Source organism: Ferdinandcohnia sp. Marseille-Q9671 (assembly GCF_976954385.1).
Genome location: NZ_CDRJTA010000003.1, coordinates 409087 through 430000 on the forward strand (window position 1 = coordinate 409087; position 20914 = coordinate 430000).

Below are 20914 nucleotides of genomic sequence, written 5' to 3' on the forward strand. Positions count from 1 at the left end.
AAATTGGGCTTTTTTATTTTGCTTCCACTCTTTCAAATATCCGAAGAGTAACCTTATAAGCTAAAGTGTGATACTCACATCTCCATCGTCAGTTATTTCAACGGTAGTATAGCTCTCGAAAGTTGACATATCAGTTATTTCATGCTTTTGCTCGCTAGCAAAACTCTCCATATATCTTTGGTAAACTTCAGGATCTTTAACAATGTGATAGTAATACGTCATTTTTCCATTGTTATCGTCATGAGAACGTAAAAAGAACCTGTCCTGAAACTGACTTTTAAACCATTCTCTTGCTTCCATATGATTGTTAAAATCAGGCATGTTGTCATAAATTGATGTTACATCAATGTTCATACATATACACCCCTTTAAAGTTTTTGGATGTAGTTAGTATGTCCATCAACTTATAACACATCCATCTTGTTCACCCACCTAAATGTGAAAAATAAGAACTATGCCTCAGTTTTAAGTTCTTTATCAACCTGTAGTTTTTTGTCGAAATCATCACTTTCAATTAAAAGGGAAACGAATATGCTTCCAACAAGAGCCCATAAAGGTGCCCCAATGTTAAAGAAGTTTACACCTGACATTCCGATGATAAATGCAAAAAAGGCACCCAACTGAAATTTTGAGTTGGAAAATGCAAGTTTAAGTGAGCTTAAAAGGACACCAATCATTGCTAATCCAGCGATAGTACTGACAATCACACTAGGCATTGCAATGACAAATGGAACAACAAATGCAGCGAAGATACCGAAGCTAGCAAATAAAATTCCATTCAGGGCGGAAGCGGCATAGCGACCTTCACGTTTCCCTGTTTCATCAGAAGCACAGATAGCAGTCATGGGCCCAGCAGTGTTTATTGCGTGCGCCCCAAAAAATGAGGCGAAGAAGCCTGCAACCGCTCCGTATATAGACATCGAACTAATTGGTGGCTTATATCCCTTTGCCATTAGAATTCCGGTCGTCTGTGCATTCTCAGTACAAATAATGAGGATAGCAAGGGGAATTGATACAGATATAATGGCATTAATACCAAAAGTAGGTAGTTCTAGTTGTGGTACGATAAAAGAGCTCTGAACATGCGAAAAGCTAAATTCGTTGACTAACAAAGCTAAAAGAACAGAGACCACCAAGGCTGATAAAACAGGAGGTATTTTCTTATTAAAACGTGAGGATAGCAAATAGACTAAAATAGCTGAACCTGCTAATAGAGGAGATAGTTCTACAGATGTAATCATCTCAATAGCAAAACGAATCATCACTCCTACAATCATACCCATAACAATGGGCACGGGTATCCAATTCATTACCTTGTCTATTAAGCCTGTTGCCCCGAGAATGAGCACAAGTAGATTGGCAATCATGTACGCACCGATTGCTTCTGATAACGAAAAATGTGACAAAGCACCAGCAACCAATACGGCTCCAGCAATGGAATATGCCCCGGATATTGGTTGCTTATATTTTACGGATAAAAAAAGACCTAACAAACCTCCAAAAAAATAAACCGCAAATAACCAGCTGATTGTTTGAACATGAGTTAGACCACCGCTTGTAGCTCCACCGATAATAATAAGGGCAGGACCAGTACATCCAAAAATTGTAGCCACGATTCCAGAACTAATGGTATTAATGTTGAGATTGTCATAAAAATCTCTATAACCAATAAGCTTCTTATCTCCTCCCATTGAAACCTCCTACATAATATGATTTCCACGTTTCTACTAGAGCATATGTTATTAGTTAGATAATAACACAATTCCTGATTTATTATTACGTATTTTTTACGGACGTTTAAAAAACCTCCAAAAAGGTAGTTTTTAAGAGAATGATGGAGATTAGGATGGATTTTCCCATGAAAATAAAGAGTAACTAGACTTGATAATTTATATAAGATTCTGTATATTTGAAATTAATTACGAAAGATTTAAAAACGTAATATATAACTCTAGGAGGTAATGAAGAATGACAACTACACTACATGGAACAAAGACATTAACAGTAAAGAAAGCCGATGGAATTGCTGAGGTTCACATGCATGTGAATAAAACAAATGCGTATGACCTTGAGTACTACAAGGAATTGAATGCTGCGATTGATGATATTCGTTTCGACAATGATATTAAGGTAGTTGTGCTCATGAGTGATATGCCAAAGTTCTTCTCAGCGGGTGCGAATATTAACTTCCTTAAATCTGCTGAACCACGTTTTAAAACACAATTCTGCTTATTCTGTAACGAAACGTTGGATAAGATTGCTCGTTCACCGCAAATTTGGATTGCTTGCTTAGAGGGTCACACTGTTGGTGGAGGATTAGAAATGGCTTTAGCATGTGATCTTCGATTCATGGGCGACCAAGCAGGAAAAATCGGTCTTCCTGAGGTATCTTTAGGGGTATTAGCAGGTACAGGTGGTACACAACGTCTAGCTCGTCAGGTTGGACATTCAAAGGCACTTGATTTAAACATTACCGGTGAAACATTAACTCCACAAGAAGCGCTAGATATTAAGCTAGTTGATCGTGTTTACCCTCAAGAAGAAATGAGAGCGAAAACATTAGAATATGCCCAGAAGATTGCAAACAGTGCAACCTATGCTACTTCAAATATAAAACTATCTATTATGAACGGTAAAGAAATGCCATTAAACGTAGCAATTCGTTATGAAGGTGAACTGCAAAATCTATTATTCCGCTCACAGGATGCACAAGAAGGACTCAGTGCGTTTATTGAAAAGCGTGAAGCAAATTGGTCTGGTAAGTAGAGCTTAAGTATGGCGATATCGGTACCTCCGATATCGCTATTTTAAAATAGACATAGACAAAGTGAAAATGATCTTCAAGGCTCGGTGCGTTTTCCGAGCCTTTTTACTACAGGAATGGGGGAAATTAATTGAGATCAAATGAAATTCAGATCATTGTAAACTGGGGAGATACAGACAAGGCGGGGATTGTGTACTATCCAAATTATTTTAAATGGTTTGATATTGCTGGACACCAATTTTTTAGAAGTTGCGGATTATCACCTTCAAAATTGGAAGATGAAAAAAATATTATACTGCCAATGCTTGATGCAAGATGTAGTTTTGAAAAAACATTATTGTATGATGATGTTATTACAATTGTGACAAAGGTTGAAGAAATTAAAACAAAAACTATCAAGCTAAAGCATCAGGTTTTTAGAGGAGAAACGAGGACAGGACACGGGTATGAAATTCGTGGATGGGTAAAACAAGCCCCAGCAGAAATTAAAGCGGTTCCAATACCAGATGACGTATTATCAATTTTACAAGAAAATCTTCATACAAATGAATCCGGAAAAAGGCCACTTTTTAATGCATAATCTACAAAATCCTCTATAATAAAGGTATTAATCAACTTAGCCTTGGTTTAAGAGCCGAGGGTTTTCGACTTGCTCGAAAAAATCTGTGGCATCACATGGAGAACGTACCTATGTTCAATTCAAGTGTAGAAGCTACAGAGTGTAAAGAAAAATAATTTGTAGGTGTGGTGACTTCGATGAAACCTAGGTCCTTAATGTTTACGTTATATGGAGAATACATTAAATATTATGGAGGAGAAATTTGGGTTGGTAGTTTGATTGAGTTAATGAACCAGTTTGGCGTTTCCGAATCGTCTGTAAGAGGAGCTTTGTTTCGAATGGTTCAAAACAATTTGTTGCAGGTTAGAAAAGTAGGAAAAAAGAGCTTCTATTCTGCAACTCCACAAGGCCGTGTTGATGAAGGAGTTAGCAGAGTGTATGCCACTCAAAACCATACGTGGGATCACAAGTGGAGAATCCTTACATATTCATTTCCAGAGGAAAAGCGGGAAATTCGAAATAAAATTAGAAAAGAACTTATTTGGACAGGATTCGGTATTCTCACTAACAGTACCCTAGTGACACCGAACCCGGTTGAGAATCAAGTAAAAGAAATGATTAAGGTTCATGGTATTGAGGAGTATGCATTCTTATTTACATCATCATCCATTGTTTCTCATGATAATCAAAGTATCATTGATATTGGGTGGGATCTTAACATGGTAATGGAAGAGTATCAGACATTTATTGATAAGTTCACTCCGAAGTTTGAGGAACTACGTGAAAAAGCCTTGAATAATACCTTGAAAGACGAAGAATGTTTTATTGAGCGAACGGTACTCGTTCATGAGTATCGAAAATTTCTCTTCCAGGATCCTGGCTTCCCGAGGGACCTGCTGCCTGAAGGGTGGATTGGGACGAGAGCACGGGAACTATTTTGGAATATTCACCAGCTTTTATCAATACCATCTATCCGCTACTTCGAGTCAGTATTGGAGGTAGCACCTGACCAAGACATTCAAATAGAACGTGATAAAGCGATTAATCCTTTTGGTGAAATTTATATCTAAAACTAACAACCTAAAGAGGTGGGCCATGAATATTGAAAAAATAGAATTTGATGGCTATCGTATTGGAATTCCAGTTCCATTTCCGATGAAGTATGTTTATTGTTATCTGTTTAAGCAAAATGATGGGTATGTGATGATTGATGTGGGATTAAACTACCGAGCTGCAAGGGATGCTTGGCAGGAGGTATTCGACAGCCTTGGAATAGTTCCTAAAGATATTCATACTATCTATCTTACGCACTTTCATCCTGATCACTCTGGACTTGCTGGATGGATGCAGCAGCTAACAGGTGCAGATTTGTACATGCATGAAATTGATGCTGAGATGTTACATAGGGTATTTGGTGAGAACAGTCTCCAGACAAAACGAGTAAAAGAAATGGTAGTGCAGCATGGTGTTCCGGAGAATTTAAGTGATGCAATCATTGACCACATGGAGAACCTGAACCGTAGTGTACTCCCTTTACCTGTTATGAAACCAATCGGTGATACCATTGAGTTCGGGGAAAGACAGTGGTCTGTTATACATACTCCTGGGCATAGTGCGGGTCATGTTTGTTTTTATCAAAAGGAAGAAGGAATCCTAATTGGTGGAGACCATATTCTTGAAAAAATAACACCAAATATTAGTGTGTGGCCAGGGGCTAGTCAACACCCGTTGCATGAGTATATCGATTCCTTACGTAAGGTAAAGACGCACCCTATTCGAAAGATCTATTCAGCTCACAATTTACCAGTTCTCAATGTAAATCAACGAGTTGATGAAATACTTGAGCATCATGATGAAAGACTCTCTTATATTGAGAGTTTAGCCATTCATAAAACCGCCTACCAGATTGCTAGAGTTCTATTTGCTCATAAGGATCTAACCCCACATCAGTGGCGCTTTGCCATAGCGGAAACGATTGCCCACTTGAATTATTTAGAGCGAGAGGGCCGTATTACAAAACAAAAAAAAGATCCTATAACCTACGTACAAGTTAGAAAATAACCTCACAAAATATTTATTGTAAGTCAGCAAGCAGTAACCCAAGATTGTTAGTAAACTAGCAATTTTGGGTTTTTTTGTTTGGAAAGAAATAGATTTTTAAAATTGAAGGGACGAAACAGAGTGGAATCATGTTCAAACGCTCATTCATAAACTTGATGAAGTAGCAAACGGAGAGGGTTTACGCCAGAAAAGTTCTTCATAGCCTTGATGAAGGACAAAACGTATCGGAATCGCGTCGGACTTCATAGCCTTGATGAAGGACAAAACGTATCGGAATCGCGTCGGACTTCATAGCCTTGATGAAGGCCAGAACGTATCGAGTTCACGTCAGAAAAGACCTTCATAGCCCCAATGAAGGACAAAACATATCGGAATCGCGTCGGAAAAGCTCTTCATCCCCCCGATGAAGTCCCAAAGTGAGTTATCCAACACTCGCAATGTCCTTCACAGACCAAAGAAAATTTAGTATATGAATTGAATATTTAGCAACTCAAAAAAACATTAAATAGTCTAATCGGCTTTTTGGATTATGGAAGTTTACCCCATTGTTTCACGTCCACAGCAAACTTATTGAACTAGTTTATTACGGTTTTTCATTTAACGTCTAAAAAACATTATAAACATGTTGACAAACAATTTAAAATATTCTATATTACTTAATATGAACGATAGTTTAAAAAACGTAATACAAAGAGGTGTTCGGGTATGAGTATAAAAGAGGCTGAGGTATTACTGAATAAAGTTCAAAATGGGTTTATTGTGGAACGCATGGAGGATATGAATGACGAGTATTTGAAAGCACTAAAACAAACACTTGCTATTGTGGGAGATACTGAACTGTTAAGTGTCCCGCCTTTGTTAACAGTTTATAATCAAGCGCCTAACCTAAACTATAAAATTACTGCTCTAGCAGTTATGCAGGATGAGATAGGGCACGCACATATCGCCTACCGATTGCTTGAAGACTTAGGGGAGGATGTAGAGGAAATGCTCTATAGTCGACCTGCTCATCGTTGGAAAAACCCGTATGCATTTGATTTTAAATTAAATAACTGGGTTGAATTAGGAGTCTTTAACGGATTATTTGATCGCTCTGGGTATACGCTTTTGGGTGATGCATATGAACACACATCTTATGGACCTTGGAAGAGAGCACTTGTAAAAGTTGATAAAGAAGAATTGTTCCATCTGCGAAACGGTGAAATTATTATGAAAAACGCGATGAAAAACCCAGAGACGGCAAAGCAAGTACAGGATGCGGTTGATTGGATGTTCCTCATGGCGCTTGAATTTTTTGGTGTTGCAGACAGCCTTAAGAGCCGTTCCGCCCAGTTGGATTATCGATTAAAGGGAAGAAGTAATGATGAGCTTCGCCAAAAATGGCTTTCAACTGCAGTGCCATTTTGTGAATCTATCGGAGTGAAGGTTCCAGCTCATTATGATGAAAGCCAAGGAAAATATGTAATCGATGTTCCATTCCCTTGTAAATTTGATGCCGAAAGCAGGAAATGGTTAACGGACCAGCCTGATACGTGGGAAGGAGCGATAGAACGCTTTAAGCAAAGAGGACCTCAAAATAAAGAGTTTGTTTCAAGAATCCAAAAAGGTGTTTGGGAGTTAGAGGAAATGAGAGCGGAGGAGGCGTAAACATGAATGGAATTACCCAAAATGAAACACCAACAAAGAAGTACTGGGAAGCTCTAAAAGAAGTGATGGATCCAGAGTTTCCAATTAGTGTTGTTGATATGGGGTTAATCTATAACATTACGAAAAATGTTAATAATATAGAGGTTGAGATGACTTATACATCCACTGGCTGTGCGTGTATGCAGTGGATTGAATCCGATATTAAAACAAGACTCTTGAAGGAGGAAGAGGTCCAAGATGTGACGATCAAAGTTGTTTGGGACCCACCTTGGACAGTAGAAAACCTTAGTGAAGAAGGAAGAAAAAAGTTAAAACACTGGGGGGTTAGCTCATGACTGTAAAAGTAACAAACAAACATGATTACCTTCTTCTTACCCGTATCAATCGTGGTGATGAGCTTATTCATGTAGGAACATTTAAAGCTGTCGATGATGAGTTAGCCAAAATATATGCAAAGCATATCTACGATGAAGAAGACTGGGTTGAAATGTACGTAGTAAAAAAGGATGCACTTGTTTGTGTTCGAAGCCCAGAGCCATTATTTGCAAAGGAGGGAGAATGAAGTGAACAAGGAAAGCATTTCTTTAATTGAGTTAGGTGAGACAATAGCTGATAATAAATTTATTTTAGGTGATAGATTGGTAGAAATCGGCATCAGTGGTCCGACTCTTGAGGGAACCTTATCGTCAATTGCAATGGCTCAACAGGAATTAGGTCATTCGAGATTATTATACAGATGGGTTTCCGATTTAAAGGGAAGTAAAACAGAAATTAGGCACCAATCAGGGAAGGCATTCCAAAACAATGTGGCAATTGGAAATTGGATTGAGCTTATCTCAGGTCTGTATGTAACAAATGTAGCCATGGACTTAGTCATGAAAGCAATGCTAGAGGCAGACAATCCACAAGTTAACCCTCCGTTTACAAAAATGTTGAAGGAACAGCAGGAGCATTTAATATACTCAAGAAGCTGGTGCCAACAGCTTTTAGAGGATAAAGGCTCCATTCCAAGAAGATGCAGAGAGGCACTTGAAAAGACATCCGTTGAGGCAAGAGAATGGTTAGTTAAAGTTGAAACTGATTTGTATTTAATCTCAGAAAATATTATTCCAAAGGATGCAAACATGGTAGAAAAGTTTAATAAGACAATTCAAGAGATCTCTAAGGATGTGGCAGGAACAAATGTCGGCTAACAATGAAAAGGTGCAATGTTCGTTTTGTTCATCTGATGACGTAAAAAAGATTTCATCCTTTGGTACAGCCCAATTGGTTAGACAATACTATTGTAACAAGTGTCATAGCGTATTCGAATACATTCGTTGGCAAAAGGAAAAGAGCGGCTAAGTAGAAAGGATCGAATATCATGCAGCAAATAAAAAAAGTAGGTGTAATAGGTTCAGGGACTATGGGTGCGGGGATAGCCCAATTGGTTGTTCAAAATGGATACCCTGTCGTGCTATTTGATATTGACGAAGAAACAGTGACCCGTGCAAAAGATTCAATTAAATCAAAGTTAAATAGATTGGTAGAAAAAGAGAAAATCACATCTCAAATCGCTGAACTAGCAAAAAATCGTTTATCTATATCAACAAATATGAATTCTTTTGCTGATTGTCAATTAGTGATTGAAGCAGCACCTGAAAAGATAGAGATTAAGCGTACTATTTTTTCTCAGCTTGAAGAAGTATGTGCAAAAGATGCAATTCTCGCAACGAACACATCCTCACTTTCAATTACTGAAATCTCTGGTCAATGTTCGTATCCTGGACGAATCGCGGGATTGCACTTTTTTAATCCCGCACCAATTATGACTTTAGTGGAAGTGGTAAAAGGATTGAAAACGGATTCAAACACAATTGAGCAACTTGTGCACTTTGCGAAATGTATCAACAAAAGTCCTGTTACATGTATGGATACTCCTGGTTTCATTGTAAACCGAGTTGCTCGTCCTTTTTACAATGAAGCACTACGTATTATGAATGATAATATCGCATCAATTGAACAAATCGATCGAATTATGAAAAGAGCGGGTAATTTTAAAATGGGACCCTTCGAATTGCAGGATTTAATTGGTATTGATATTAATTTCGCGACAACGAAATCAGTATACGAAGGGTTTCATGGGGAAAGTAGGTTTCGTCCTCACTACTACCAGGAACGTATGGTTCAATCAGGTAGCTTAGGCAGAAAAACAAAAGGAGGGTACTTCCGTTATGACAAATAAAACAGTCGTAATTGTAGGAGATAACTTGTTAGCAAAAGAACTCTCTAATGCCTTCCGAGAAAATCAACAAGTCCACTTAGTTGACTACCAATTATTAAATCAACATGTCGATGTTGTTATTGAAACGATGAATGTAAATAAAGAGGAAAAAAAACGCAGAATACAAGAAATTGAGGCAAGTATTTCACCTGATACGCTAGTTTTATCTACAGCTCTTAGTATGACGACAACTGAAATTGCCTCATGGCTAAATAAACCTGATAGATTAGTAGGGTTTGGGACCTTTGCTACTTTTAAAGAGGGCACCTTAATTGAAGTTGCATTACCTCTGCAGGCAGATACAACCTGTGTTCAAGCTGTCCAAGACATTTTCGCGTTGATTGGTCAGGATATTGAAGTGGTAAAGGATGAAGCAGGGTTTGTATTCCCTAGGATTTTATCCATGATTGTCAATGAGGCAGCATATGCGGTAATGGAAGGAACTGCTGATGCAAGTGCAATTGATGTGGCAATGAAAAGAGGTACAAATTATCCAATGGGTCCCCTTGAATGGACCGAAAAGATAGGTTTAGATGATATCTATTCAGTATTAAATGGATTATATCGTGAGTTAGGGGAAGAACGTTATCGTCCAGCACCGCTCATTAGGAAGCTTGTGTATGCGGGTTGGATTGGTGGAGAGACCGAAAAATGTTTTTACCACTATCAAAGCCGTCAGAATAAGGAGATTTCAATATGAGGGAAGCAGTCATTATCGATGCTGTTCGTACTCCAATAGGGAAGTTAAATGGTTCGTTAACGAGTATCCGGCCAGATGATTTAGCGGGTCATGTTATTAAAAGGTTAATGTCCAGGGTGAATATTGATCCTTCATTAATCGAAGATGTTTTTATGGGTTGTGCAAACCAGGCTGGGGAAGATAACCGAAATGTTGCAAGAATGGGATTACTATTGGCTGGTTTACCAGTTGATATTCCAGGTGTCACCGTCAATCGCTTATGTGGTTCTGGCCTTGAAGCAATCAATCAAGCCTCAGCTGCAATCAAGTCTGGCTTAGGCGATGTGTTTATTGCAGGTGGAACCGAGAGTATGACACGTTCTCCATATGTCATGATGAAACCTCAGGTGACGAATTCAAGAGGCAATCAAACCTTACATGACACCATGCTTGGCTGGAGACTTGTTAACCCTGTCATGGATGAAATGTATCCGACTATCAGTTTAGGTGAAACAGCTGAAAATGTAGCTGATAAGTATGGCATTTCTAGAGTAGAGCAGGATGAGCTTGCGCTTGCTAGTCAACAGAAAGCAGCAGCTGCAATCAAAAATGGTAGATTCAATGATGAGATTGTTCCAATCGAAATTCAACAGAAAAAAGGTGAGTCTCTTCTTTTTAAGGAAGATGAGCATGTCAGACCAGAAGCTACATTTGAAGCCTTGGCAAAGCTACGACCCGTTTTCCGCAAAGATGGCACTGTAACAGCTGGAAATTCTTCAGGGATAAATGATGGTGCAAGTGCAGTCTTAGTTATGGAGCAGGAACTAGCGGAAAGGCTTGGTTTAAAGCCGATCGCAAGAATCATCACATCAGCAGTTAGTGGTGTAGATCCTGCTTATATGGGAATTGGACCGGTACCTGCAACAAGAAAAGCATTACAAAGAGCTGGATTAACCGTTAAGGATCTCGATTTAATTGAAATTAATGAAGCATTTGCAGCCCAATCTGTTGCGTGTATAAAGGAATTAGATTTCGATATGGATAAAGTGAATGTCAATGGCGGTGCAATTGCATTAGGGCACCCACTAGGATGTAGTGGATCTCGGATTGTCACAACACTTGTTCATGAGATGCAAAAGCGTGATGTGCGATATGGATTAGCAACCATGTGTATCGGAGTTGGCCAAGGAATCGCAACAATATTAGAGAAAATGTAGGGAGTGAAGGAATACCTATGGTTGAATTAAAAGAGACATACCAATTATTAATCAATGGAGAATACTCCAATAGTAGCAATAATGAATATTTTGAAACCTATAATCCTGCTACTGGTGAGGTTTTGGCAAAGGTTGCTAAAGCATCTAAGGAAGATGTAGATCGTGCTGTTGATGCCGCTAGAAACGCTTTTGAAAATGGAAAATGGCCAAAACTACCACAAGCAAGAAGAGCGAGAGTCCTAAATAATATTGCTGCTATCATGCGTGAACGATTTAATGACCTTGTGGAAGCGGAAGTGTTAAATAGCGGAAAAACGGTTGCTGCAGCTAAAGGACAAATAGGTCAAGCGATAGAGGACTTTGAATTTTATGCTGGGGCGATAACAACATTTGGTGGTCGTACAAATCCTGTACCGAATGGGTTTTTTAACTATACTCGTAAAGAACCTGTGGGAGTATGTGCGCAAATTATTCCATGGAACTATCCATTAATGATGGCCGCTTGGAAAATTGCACCTGCCATTGCAGCTGGATGCCCAGTTATTCTAAAACCAGCTTCACATACACCTATTACGGCATATATGCTTGCAGATATCTGTCACGAAGCAGGCGTTCCTGCTGGTGTAGTGAATGTCATCACAGGCAGTGGCTCTGTAATTGGACCATACTTAACCACACACCCTGGAGTCGATAAAGTAGCCTTTACTGGTGAAACAGAGACGGGGAAAGATATTATGTCTAAGGCTTCCGAAACTCTAAAACGTGTGACCTTAGAATTAGGTGGCAAATCTCCAAATATCGTATTTGATGATTGTGATATTGACGGAGCTGTTGCGGGCTCAATTTACGGAATCTTCTATAATACAGGGCAATCCTGTGAAGCGCGCTCACGACTATTTGTACATGAAAATATTTATGATGAATTTGTTGAGAAGTTTGTTGAAAAAGCGAAAAAGCTAAAAATAGGAGATCCATTCGATAAAGAAACTCATATGGGAGCCATGATTTCCAAAGAGCATGAAGAGGTTGTTGACGGTTATGTAAAACTTGCAATTGAAGAGGGCGGAGAGGTTCTTTATGGAGGAAAACGTCCTGAAGGTAGCGAATTTAATAAGGGATACTGGTACTTACCCACAGTGATTGCAAATGTAACGAATGACATGAGAATTGCGCAAGAAGAGGTCTTTGGTCCAGTACTTGTTATCATGAAGTTTAAAGATGAACAAGAAGTGTTAACAAAATCCAATGATTCCATATTCGGACTTGGCTCAGCCATTTGGACGAAAGACCATGGTAAAGCACATAGAGTCGCAGAAGGATTAAGAGCGGGTATTGTAATGGTAAATTGCCCAATCTCTGCATTCCCTGGAACACCTTTTGGAGGGTACAAACAATCAGGTTTTGGAAGGGAATTAAGTGTAGAAACACTTGACCTTTATACAGAAACAAAGAGTGTTATGTCTTATAATGGCGAACGTCCGTTAAATATTTTCAGAATATAGTATATATAAATAATTTTCCGAATACAAAACTTCGCATTTTTCAATTGGATTACTTAGATAACTTTACTTGCATTGAGGATGTTTCGGACATTAGGAGAGGCTTGAAAAAAGCCTGGAACAAATATTGTTAGTTACATTTAATTAATTAACTGGAGGAATGGAAAATGTCAATTAACTTAGAAACAAAAACACTTACAGTAAAAAAAGCTGATGGAATTGCCGAGGTTCACATGCATGTGAATAAAACGAATGCGTATGACCTTGAGTACTACAAGGAATTGAATGCTGCGATTGATGATATTCGTTTCGACAATGATATTAAGGTAGTTGTGCTCATGAGTGATATGCCAAAGTTCTTCTCAGCGGGTGCGAATATTAACTTCCTTAAATCTGCTGAACCACGTTTTAAAACACAATTCTGCTTATTCTGTAACGAAACGTTGGATAAGATTGCTCGTTCACCGCAAATTTGGATTGCTTGCTTAGAGGGTCACACTGTTGGTGGAGGATTAGAAATGGCTTTAGCATGTGATCTTCGATTCATGGGCGACCAAGCAGGAAAAATCGGTCTTCCTGAGGTATCTTTAGGGGTATTAGCAGGTACAGGTGGTACACAACGTCTAGCTCGTCAGGTTGGACACTCAAAAGCACTTGATTTAAACATTACCGGCGAAACATTAACACCACAAGAGGCTTTAGCAATTAAACTAGTAGACCGTGTATACCCTCAAGAAGAAATGAGGGCGAAAACATTAGAATATGCCCATAAGATTGCAAACAGTGCAACCTATGCTACTTCAAATATAAAACTATCTATTATGAACGGTAAAGAAATGCCATTAAACGTAGCAATTCGTTATGAAGGTGAACTGCAAAATCTATTATTCCGCTCACAGGATGCACAAGAAGGACTCAGTGCGTTTATTGAAAAGCGTGAAGCAAACTGGTCTGGTAAGTAAGAAAAAAGCAGTCGAAAATACGATTTGATCAGATGGTAATTTCAAGTACCATCCTAGTATTTGAAATAAAAACACTATATTCATAGTGCTAATAATTATAACTTCATAGAATCACAATTAGGATATTATCATAATTAGACACAAATAAGTATAATCTTTCATTCTTCATTACGGCTAAAATGCACTATTTACATAGTGCTAATATCAAATATCATCTAGAATGTCTCCGATTGAGTGGAGGTAAACAAATTACCTCCACCATATGAAATTTAACTATCATTTGATAGGTTAGGAGGAAAAATGTGATAAATGTAGCTTCGGATTTAAAGGGTATAAACACGAAGTATAATGCAGCCGATAGATTTATTGAAGAAAATGTACGAAATGGATTAGGAAATAAGGTAGCAGTTTTCAGTGGTGACGAGCAGGTCACATACCAAGAATTATTATATCGTGTTAATCAATTTGGAAACGCTCTCAAAGGGTTAGGCGTAGAAAATGAAAATCGCATGCTTATGATTATGCATGATAGCTCGGAATTCATCGTGTCTTTTTATGGTGCGGTGAAAATTGGCGCGCTCCCAATCCCTACAAACACCATGTTACAGCCTCAAGATTATGAATATCTGTTAAACCACAGCCGTTCAAAAATACTCGTAGTCCACGAGGATCTATGGAACAAAATTAAGGCAGATAGAGATCGATTTGTCTATCTTCAGCATGTTATCGTCGTTACAGAAAATACACCAGTAGACTCGAATGAAATTGACTATTATGAGTTTGTAAACAATGCTTCGAAGGAGCTTGAATCCTTTTTATCAGTTAAGGATGACCCGGCATTTTGGTTGTACAGTTCTGGTAGTACAGGTAACGCAAAGGGGGTAATTCACCATCAACGAAGCATGGAAGCGGCACTAAATACGTACGCGAAACAAGTCTTGGGTATTAACGAGAATGATATTACCTTTTCTGCATCAAAACTCTTCTTTGCATATGGGCTTGGCAATGGTATGTATTTTCCTCTTGGAGCTGGAGGTACAACAGTTCTCCTAAAGGATCGACCCCTACCAGATAAAGTGTTTGAGACAATTGAGAAAACAAAACCAACGATTTTTTTCGGAGTTCCAACTCTTTATGGCAGCTTGATTAATTATGTGGAAAGAACGGGCATTATTCCTGACTTATCCTCTGTTAGGGTTTGTGTATCTGCTGGTGAAGCCTTACCTGATACATTTATCAACAAATGGAAGCAGCTCTTTAATCTGGATATATTAGATGGAATTGGGCTTACGGAAGCTCTACATATCTTTATTTCGAATCGAGTAGGAGATATTCGACCTGGTAGCACCGGAAAGGTTGTACCTGGCTATGGAGCGAAAATTGTGAATGACCAAGCCCAAGAGATTGGCCCAAATGAGGTCGGAGATTTAGTGATTAAAGGTGAGAGCTTAACAGGAGGATACTGGTCAAATATTGCTGAAAACCAGAAAAAGTTCCTCGGAGAATGGATGTATACAGGCGACAAATATTATAAAGATGAAGAGGGATACTTTTGGTATTCAGGACGATCAGATGACATGCTTAAGGTTGGGGGAATATGGGTATCTCCGGTCGAAGTAGAAGCAACTCTACTTAAGCATGATGCAGTACTAGAGGTAGCGGTTATTGGAGTGAAAACAGAAGAAAATCTTGATCTGCCAAAGGCTTGTATTGTGTTAAAAGAAGGAGTGGCTCCTTCCGATGAGCTAAAGGAAGAATTAAAGGCTTATGTAAAAGGAAATCTAGCACCTTATAAGTATCCTAGAATCATAGAGTTTATGGATGAAATCCCGAAAACTGCTTCCGGAAAACTTCAACGATTCAAATTAAGGCAGTAATGAAAAATTAAAGACGTTTGTTTAACGGTTGTAAAAATAACATAATGAATATCAGCGGCGTATATATCTTATAAATTGGTATGCACAATCTAATTAACCAGTTGAATTTATTGTAAATACTGAAGGTATTAGAGTCGCGGTGATTGGATGGCTCGGCTTTCGCTGGGCCATTTTTTGTAGATAGCTTTTTTACAAGAGAAAAATATATTACGTTTTTTTAATGAAAGTAGTAAATAAGTATTGAATATGCGAATAGTTATAACTATAATAATATTCAAAATATTATAAAGGTAGAAAGGTGGTATCCATTTACGTAGTAGATCGAGAAGGAAGCGCGCTGTAAGCGTTAACAAATAAGAGGAGGTTTATCATGAAACTAGTAAAGAGAAATTGGATACTCATGTTAGCATTTGTTCTATTACTTTCGGCATGTAGTTCAGGCGCCATCAACCAAACATCTGACAAGGGTGAAAAAGAAGATAAAGACGAACCTACAAGTACTGCAAGTGATGAGCCGATTAAAATTGGTGCTCTACTACCATCAACAGGTGTGTATGCATCGTTGGGTGAGAACGTAATGAATGGAATGGAGCTATACTTTGATGAAATTGGTTGGGAGGCAGCTGGAAAAAAGATTGAGATTGTGCATGAGGATACAGAAGCAGATCCACAGGTTTCACTTCGTAAACTTAGAAAATTAATGGAGCAGGATAAAATTGATATATTAACTGGACCAATCAGTACTGCGGTTGCCTATGCAATTCGAGACGAGGTGGATAAGAATAAGTTACCATTCCTTGTATCGCACGCAGGTGGCAATGATCTGACTAGAGCAAAGCGTAGTGATTATATCTGGCGCTCCTCGTTCTCTTCATACCAAATCGGCCACTCTATGGGTCAATGGGCGTATGACAATATTGGTGGAAAGATTTATTTAACAGCTGCTGACTATGCGTTCGGACATGAGGCTACTGCAGCATTCAAAGACGCTTATACTGCAGCAGGTGGGGAAATAGTAGAAGAGGTATTTGCCCCTCTAGGTAATAATGACTACTCCTCATACCTAGCAAAAATGAATCGTGATGATATCGATGGAATCTATGCCTTCTTTGCAGGAACTGATGCAATCAGGTTTGTACAGCAATATGAGCAATATGGATTAAAAGGGAAGATCCCTTTAATAGGTTCTGGTTGGCTTACAGCTGAGGACACTCGCCCACAGCAAGGTACATCTCCTGAAGGGATTATAGCTTCAATTTTCTGGGATTACAGCTTGGATACTCCCGAGAATAAAAAGTTTGTTGAAGCGTATGAAGCAAAGTATAACGCTAGACCAAGTATCGAATCTGCTGAGGGGTATGATGCAGCAGCAATTATGGCAAAAGCAATTGAAGCGTTAGGTGGAGATGTGTCAGATCCTGATAAGTTTGTAGAAGAAATCTCAAAGGTTGAGCTTGAAAGTCCTAGAGGTCCAATCAAGTTTGATAAGGAAACGCATCAAATTATCCAAAACCTTTATATCGTTGAGACATACTTAGATGGTGAAAATACAGAAAATAAGGTGATTGATACAGTACCTGAAGTTGTAGACCCAGGAAAATAAGAAAATTCGAAAATGAAGAAAGAGGCTGTTTACTTTGTCACGCCTCTTTCTTTTTAAAAGTAAAGAACACATCAAATTTCGCACTTAGTTTCGATGTCTAGCTCCAGGCGTCATTGGCTCGAGGTCATTGATGTCGCTTCTTAAGGCAAAAAACGCCTGTCAGCGCTCGTCTTACGTCGCCAAAGACCGCGCGCCTTACGATTTTCAACTGAGGGGGGTAATAATGGATACTTTAGTTTTACAAATGATGAATGCCCTTAGCTATGGATTTCTCCTTTTCATTATTACATGTGGGATTAGTCTTGTCTTTGGTATATTAGGGGTCTTGAATTTAGCACATGGTTCCTTGTATTTATTAGGATCCTATCTTGGATATTCGATTGTAGTAAAGTCAGGTCTGCCATTTTGGGTTGCTTTATTGGTGGTTCCTTTTATCATTGCAATCATTGGGCTAGTGTTGGAAGTTATCTTACTACGTCCTACATACAAGCTTGGCCATCTTTCACAGGTGTTGTTAACCTTTGGTCTGGCATACATCTTCCATGATCTATTCTCTATTATATGGGGAAAAAATATTATGACCGTCACGCCACCAGCTTTCCTAAGTCAATCAGTTGAGGTAATGGGTAACATGATTCCTTCTTACAGGCTTGCTTTAATTGTAGTTGGAATCATTATTGCAGTCGCTCTCTGGTATACACAGGAAAAAACAAAATGGGGAGCTGTTATAAGGGCAGGCTTATCTGATAAAGAGATGGTAGGGGGATTAGGAGTAAATATCCATCTTGTTTTTACTCTTGTCTTTTTCTTTGGAAGTTTTCTAGCAGGGATTGGTGGGGTTCTTGGTTCACCTATCCTAGGAGTAGCACCTGGGATGGAGTTTAATATTCTAATTTTATCTCTAGTTGTGCTTGTTGTTGGTGGTCTCGGTTCTGTTTCCGGTACGATTGTTGCCAGTCTGCTAGTAGGTATCGTCGAAACATTTAGTCGGTACTTTGTTCCAGAACTTAGCTTAATCATTACATTTGCATTAATGGCTGCAGTACTCATTATCCGTCCGCAAGGATTGATAGGAAGGAGGGCATAAATGGGCAAACACTGGGTAAAAGGTAGTTTATTACTTGCATTTATGGTAGCAGCTCCATTTTTCATTTCTCTCTATTATGTAAACATTTTTACAGAAATCTTAATCTATGGAATTTTCGCTATTAGTTTAAATATTTTAGTAGGTCAGACGGGGCTTGTTTCACTCGGTCACGCAGCTTTTTTCGGGGTGGGAGCCTATGCGACAGGTCTTGCAGCTAGTCATTTATCTACAAATGTATTTCTGACAATAGTGATTGGTATGGTATTTGCTTTTTTATTGGCCTTACTAATCGGCTTTGTCTCTACTAAAGCACATGGGTTTTATTTTTTAATGCTGACACTTGCTTGCTCCCAAATGGTGTATTCAATCATCTACCAGTGGACAGATGTAACCGGGGGTTCAAACGGCCTATCAGGTATTCCGACGCCTACTCTATTTGGTGATTTTATGTTATCAAATCAGGTGTTTATTTACTACTTTACATTAGTGGTATTCACAATAGTTGTTATTTTGATAAACAGGTTTCTGCATTCCCCACTTGGATATGTCTTTATCGGGATAAAAGAAAATGAAGATAGAATGAAATCAATTGGGTATAACACTACGTTCTATAAAAATATTAGCTTTTTAATTGCAGGTACCCTTGGAGGTTTAGCTGGAAGTTTATATGTATTTTTTAATGGCTTTGTAGCCCCTACAGATGTGTATTGGACAGTATCAGGATCTGTCTTGATTATGGTGTTAGTGGGTGGTGCAGGCACATTATGGGGACCAGTCATTGGAGCAGCCTTTATCGTTGTTTTAGAAACCATTATTAGCTCTTACACGGAAAGTTGGATGATGATAATTGGTGCAGCGTTCATTCTGTTTACAATCTTTGCTCCATCAGGCATTGCGGGAATATCTTCTAGTATCCACCGCACTTTATTTAAAGTGAAACCCCATCCTGTTAAAGAAGACCTTATTGAACCAATCAAACAGGAATCAAAAGTAAATGGATAGGGGGAGTGACATTGACTACAATACTTTCAATTCAAAATCTATCTAAGCATTTTGGTGGACTAAAGGTAATTGAAGATATTAATCTGCAGATTGCAGTTGGGGAAAGAGTAGGGTTGATTGGTCCGAACGGAGCAGGAAAAACAACTTTTTTCAATATGATTGCAGGGGATTTAAATCCAACTGGCGGAGAAATTATCTACTTTGATAATACCATTACGAAGGTTCCGAATTATACAAGAACGGAAAGTGGTATTGTCCGGACCTTTCAGAAGAATAACCTTATGTTTGGCTTAACGGTTAGACAGAATGTTCTTCTCGTTTTACAAAAAATGAGGAAAGAACATGTCCAATGGTGGAAAAAAGTAAGTTCAAAAAACTACCGGCAATTACATGAGGATGCTGACGCTCTTTTACATGAATGGAATCTAGAAGAATATAGTGAAAGCAAAGTGCAAGAGTTATCATACGGTGTTCAAAGACAAATTGAAATTGTCATGGCGATAGCCGGGAAACCAAAACTTCTATTATTAGACGAACCAACTGCAGGGATGTCGCAGGTAGAAACAGATCAAATTATTGCACTTATTAATAAGCTCCCACAGGAAGTGACAATCTGTATGATCGAACATGACATAGATGTACTATTCGGAAACATGGACCGAGTGATTGTCCTTCATACGGGAAGGCTCATTGCTGACGGTACACCAGAAAAGGTTCGTGAAAATGAAGAAGTTAAGGAAATCTACCTAGGTAGGGAGGAGGCTTCTCATGCTTAGTTTGAAGCAAGTGAATAGCTTTTATGGATCAAGTCATATCCTACATGGAGTTGATTTAGAAGTGAAGGAAGGTCAGGTCGTAACCCTACTTGGAAGAAATGGAATGGGAAAAACCACGACAATTAGTTCTATTATTGGCTTTGTTAAAAATGTCCAGGGAGAAATCCTCTTTGAAGGCAAAAATATTGCGACACTTCAAAGTCATCAAATTGCTAAGAGAGGAATTGGGATTGTTCCTCAAGGAAGAAGAATCTTTCCGAACTTAACGGTAAGGGAAAATCTGACTGTATTCGCAGATGAGAAGAAGGGGGAATGGAATTTAGAGAAAATCTTTCACTATTTCCCGCGATTAAAGGAACGAGAAAAATCACATGCCGGAACATTAAGTGGTGGAGAACAGTCTATGTTATCCATCGGCAGAGCATTAATGAGAAACCCGAAGATACTCCTTTTGGATGAACCAACTGAGGGACTTTCGCCATTAATGGTAAGCGAAGTGATGGATGTTCTTTTAGCTTTGAAGGAATCAGGTATGTCCATGTTATTAGTAGAACAAAACATTTCAACTGCACTTCACATTGCGGATGATGTCTACATCATAAGTAAAGGTAAGGTTGTGTATCACGATAGTCCGGAAAAATTAAAGAATAATATGGATATCGCTTACCAGCATCTTGCATTAAGCAGCTAACAATAGCCCTTCCCATTCCCGGGAATGGGCTATTTCTTTTTGATGATACTAGTTGATGATTTTCCTGTCACTGGATTGTTTTTAGACAAGGGGGTACGTGTTGATGGTAAACGTACCGTCAGTCGAGCTGAATCCAAAAACAAAGGTTTATTTTATCACTCACATCTTTTTACCTGTATGCATTCACTTTACAATCAAAACATTTATAAATAGTAAATATCCATTTA

22 protein-coding genes are annotated in these 20914 nt (G+C 38.6%); 20 read left to right on the top strand and 2 right to left on the bottom strand.

The window, feature by feature from the left end; all coding sequences use genetic code 11:
* Positions 1 to 60 precede the first annotated feature (60 nt).
* Both ACWNMY_RS14595 and ACWNMY_RS14600 read right to left on the bottom strand, forming a co-directional pair.
* Positions 61 to 354 (bottom strand): hypothetical protein, encoded by a 294-nt coding sequence (locus ACWNMY_RS14595; RefSeq protein ID WP_449538995.1) that lies wholly within the window; start codon positions 352 to 354, stop codon positions 61 to 63.
* Between the two features lie 98 nt (positions 355 to 452).
* Entirely contained in the window at positions 453 to 1691 is a 1239-nt protein-coding gene (locus ACWNMY_RS14600; RefSeq protein ID WP_449538996.1) for a benzoate/H(+) symporter BenE family transporter, read from the bottom strand.
* Between the two features lie 277 nt (positions 1692 to 1968).
* On the opposite strand from ACWNMY_RS14600, the gene ACWNMY_RS14605 reads away from it, so the two are divergent.
* From ACWNMY_RS14605 to ACWNMY_RS14700, 20 genes are all read left to right on the top strand, one after another.
* Positions 1969 to 2766 carry an enoyl-CoA hydratase/isomerase family protein gene (locus ACWNMY_RS14605; RefSeq protein ID WP_449538997.1) on the top strand — a complete coding sequence of 266 codons (798 nt, stop codon included), beginning with the start codon at positions 1969 to 1971 and terminating at the stop codon, positions 2764 to 2766.
* A gap of 128 nt (positions 2767 to 2894) precedes the next feature.
* A complete protein-coding gene (locus tag ACWNMY_RS14610) occupies positions 2895 to 3344 on the top strand; it encodes an acyl-CoA thioesterase (protein WP_449538998.1) in 450 nt (149 codons plus the stop codon).
* A gap of 176 nt (positions 3345 to 3520) precedes the next feature.
* On the top strand, positions 3521 to 4393 hold the full coding sequence (locus ACWNMY_RS14615; RefSeq protein ID WP_449538999.1) for a PaaX family transcriptional regulator: 873 nt from the start codon (positions 3521 to 3523) through the stop codon (positions 4391 to 4393).
* 25 nt (positions 4394 to 4418) lie between these two features.
* On the top strand, positions 4419 to 5384 hold the full coding sequence (locus ACWNMY_RS14620) for an MBL fold metallo-hydrolase (protein WP_449539000.1): 966 nt from the start codon (positions 4419 to 4421) through the stop codon (positions 5382 to 5384).
* A gap of 705 nt (positions 5385 to 6089) precedes the next feature.
* The gene (locus ACWNMY_RS14625) at positions 6090 to 7031 is read left to right on the top strand and encodes a Phenylacetic acid catabolic protein (protein ID WP_449539001.1); all 942 of its coding nucleotides are present in this window, start codon (positions 6090 to 6092) and stop codon (positions 7029 to 7031) included.
* 2 nt (positions 7032 to 7033) lie between these two features.
* The gene (locus ACWNMY_RS14630; RefSeq protein WP_449539002.1) at positions 7034 to 7366 is read left to right on the top strand and encodes a metal-sulfur cluster assembly factor; all 333 of its coding nucleotides are present in this window, start codon (positions 7034 to 7036) and stop codon (positions 7364 to 7366) included.
* Positions 7363 to 7593 (top strand): hypothetical protein, encoded by a 231-nt coding sequence (locus tag ACWNMY_RS14635; protein ID WP_449539003.1) that lies wholly within the window; start codon positions 7363 to 7365, stop codon positions 7591 to 7593. Before ACWNMY_RS14630 ends, ACWNMY_RS14635 begins: the two co-directional genes overlap by 4 nt.
* A 1-nt stretch (position 7594) precedes the next feature.
* Positions 7595 to 8224, top strand: coding sequence for a Phenylacetic acid catabolic protein (locus ACWNMY_RS14640; RefSeq protein ID WP_449539004.1), 630 nt, complete (start codon positions 7595 to 7597; stop codon positions 8222 to 8224).
* The gene (locus tag ACWNMY_RS14645; protein WP_449539005.1) at positions 8214 to 8375 is read left to right on the top strand and encodes a PaaD-like zinc ribbon domain-containing protein; all 162 of its coding nucleotides are present in this window, start codon (positions 8214 to 8216) and stop codon (positions 8373 to 8375) included. The genes ACWNMY_RS14640 and ACWNMY_RS14645 overlap by 11 nt, the downstream gene beginning before the upstream one ends.
* A gap of 19 nt (positions 8376 to 8394) precedes the next feature.
* Positions 8395 to 9255 (top strand): 3-hydroxyacyl-CoA dehydrogenase NAD-binding domain-containing protein, encoded by an 861-nt coding sequence (locus ACWNMY_RS14650; protein ID WP_449539006.1) that lies wholly within the window; start codon positions 8395 to 8397, stop codon positions 9253 to 9255.
* Positions 9245 to 9994, top strand: coding sequence for a 3-hydroxyacyl-CoA dehydrogenase family protein (locus ACWNMY_RS14655; RefSeq protein WP_449539007.1), 750 nt, complete (start codon positions 9245 to 9247; stop codon positions 9992 to 9994). The genes ACWNMY_RS14650 and ACWNMY_RS14655 overlap by 11 nt, the downstream gene beginning before the upstream one ends.
* Entirely contained in the window at positions 9991 to 11190 is a 1200-nt protein-coding gene (locus tag ACWNMY_RS14660; RefSeq protein WP_449539008.1) for a thiolase family protein, read from the top strand. Before ACWNMY_RS14655 ends, ACWNMY_RS14660 begins: the two co-directional genes overlap by 4 nt.
* 17 nt (positions 11191 to 11207) lie before the next feature.
* Positions 11208 to 12692 carry an aldehyde dehydrogenase family protein gene (locus tag ACWNMY_RS14665; RefSeq protein ID WP_449539009.1) on the top strand — a complete coding sequence of 495 codons (1485 nt, stop codon included), beginning with the start codon at positions 11208 to 11210 and terminating at the stop codon, positions 12690 to 12692.
* 164 nt (positions 12693 to 12856) lie between these two features.
* Positions 12857 to 13651 (top strand): enoyl-CoA hydratase/isomerase family protein, encoded by a 795-nt coding sequence (locus ACWNMY_RS14670; RefSeq protein ID WP_449539010.1) that lies wholly within the window; start codon positions 12857 to 12859, stop codon positions 13649 to 13651.
* Positions 13652 to 13953: 302 nt separating this feature from the next.
* Positions 13954 to 15528, top strand: coding sequence for a benzoate-CoA ligase family protein (locus ACWNMY_RS14675; RefSeq protein WP_449539011.1), 1575 nt, complete (start codon positions 13954 to 13956; stop codon positions 15526 to 15528).
* Between the two features lie 370 nt (positions 15529 to 15898).
* Complete coding sequence (locus ACWNMY_RS14680) at positions 15899 to 17131, top strand: ABC transporter substrate-binding protein (RefSeq protein ID WP_449539012.1); 1233 nt, start codon at positions 15899 to 15901, stop codon at positions 17129 to 17131.
* A 223-nt stretch (positions 17132 to 17354) separates the two neighbouring features.
* A complete protein-coding gene (locus ACWNMY_RS14685; RefSeq protein WP_449539013.1) occupies positions 17355 to 18218 on the top strand; it encodes a branched-chain amino acid ABC transporter permease in 864 nt (287 codons plus the stop codon).
* Positions 18219 to 19220 carry a branched-chain amino acid ABC transporter permease gene (locus tag ACWNMY_RS14690; protein ID WP_449539014.1) on the top strand — a complete coding sequence of 334 codons (1002 nt, stop codon included), beginning with the start codon at positions 18219 to 18221 and terminating at the stop codon, positions 19218 to 19220. It abuts the gene before it with no gap.
* 5 nt (positions 19221 to 19225) lie between these two features.
* The gene (locus ACWNMY_RS14695) at positions 19226 to 19996 is read left to right on the top strand and encodes an ABC transporter ATP-binding protein (RefSeq protein WP_449539015.1); all 771 of its coding nucleotides are present in this window, start codon (positions 19226 to 19228) and stop codon (positions 19994 to 19996) included.
* A complete protein-coding gene (locus ACWNMY_RS14700) occupies positions 19989 to 20687 on the top strand; it encodes an ABC transporter ATP-binding protein (RefSeq protein WP_449539016.1) in 699 nt (232 codons plus the stop codon). The genes ACWNMY_RS14695 and ACWNMY_RS14700 overlap by 8 nt, the downstream gene beginning before the upstream one ends.
* Positions 20688 to 20914 lie beyond the last annotated feature (227 nt).

Bases quoted from the DNA above. Each gene is read 5' to 3' on its own strand.
- ACWNMY_RS14630 (WP_449539002.1), top strand. From the start codon at position 7,034: ATGAATGGAATTACCCAAAATGAAACACCAACAAAGAAGTACTGGGAA.
- ACWNMY_RS14700 (WP_449539016.1), top strand. From the start codon at position 19,989: ATGCTTAGTTTGAAGCAAGTGAATAGCTTTTATGGATCAAGTCATATC.
- ACWNMY_RS14645 (WP_449539005.1), top strand. From the start codon at position 8,214: ATGTCGGCTAACAATGAAAAGGTGCAATGTTCGTTTTGTTCATCTGAT.
- ACWNMY_RS14605 (WP_449538997.1), top strand. From the start codon at position 1,969: ATGACAACTACACTACATGGAACAAAGACATTAACAGTAAAGAAAGCC.
- ACWNMY_RS14600 (WP_449538996.1), bottom strand. From the start codon at position 1,691: ATGGGAGGAGATAAGAAGCTTATTGGTTATAGAGATTTTTATGACAAT.
- ACWNMY_RS14660 (WP_449539008.1), top strand. From the start codon at position 9,991: ATGAGGGAAGCAGTCATTATCGATGCTGTTCGTACTCCAATAGGGAAG.
- ACWNMY_RS14680 (WP_449539012.1), top strand. From the start codon at position 15,899: ATGAAACTAGTAAAGAGAAATTGGATACTCATGTTAGCATTTGTTCTA.
- ACWNMY_RS14615 (WP_449538999.1), top strand. From the start codon at position 3,521: ATGAAACCTAGGTCCTTAATGTTTACGTTATATGGAGAATACATTAAA.
- ACWNMY_RS14665 (WP_449539009.1), top strand. From the start codon at position 11,208: ATGGTTGAATTAAAAGAGACATACCAATTATTAATCAATGGAGAATAC.
- ACWNMY_RS14620 (WP_449539000.1), top strand. From the start codon at position 4,419: ATGAATATTGAAAAAATAGAATTTGATGGCTATCGTATTGGAATTCCA.
- ACWNMY_RS14685 (WP_449539013.1), top strand. From the start codon at position 17,355: ATGGATACTTTAGTTTTACAAATGATGAATGCCCTTAGCTATGGATTT.
- ACWNMY_RS14670 (WP_449539010.1), top strand. From the start codon at position 12,857: ATGTCAATTAACTTAGAAACAAAAACACTTACAGTAAAAAAAGCTGAT.
- ACWNMY_RS14650 (WP_449539006.1), top strand. From the start codon at position 8,395: ATGCAGCAAATAAAAAAAGTAGGTGTAATAGGTTCAGGGACTATGGGT.
- ACWNMY_RS14625 (WP_449539001.1), top strand. From the start codon at position 6,090: ATGAGTATAAAAGAGGCTGAGGTATTACTGAATAAAGTTCAAAATGGG.
- ACWNMY_RS14595 (WP_449538995.1), bottom strand. From the start codon at position 354: ATGAACATTGATGTAACATCAATTTATGACAACATGCCTGATTTTAAC.
- ACWNMY_RS14635 (WP_449539003.1), top strand. From the start codon at position 7,363: ATGACTGTAAAAGTAACAAACAAACATGATTACCTTCTTCTTACCCGT.
- ACWNMY_RS14690 (WP_449539014.1), top strand. From the start codon at position 18,219: ATGGGCAAACACTGGGTAAAAGGTAGTTTATTACTTGCATTTATGGTA.
- ACWNMY_RS14655 (WP_449539007.1), top strand. From the start codon at position 9,245: ATGACAAATAAAACAGTCGTAATTGTAGGAGATAACTTGTTAGCAAAA.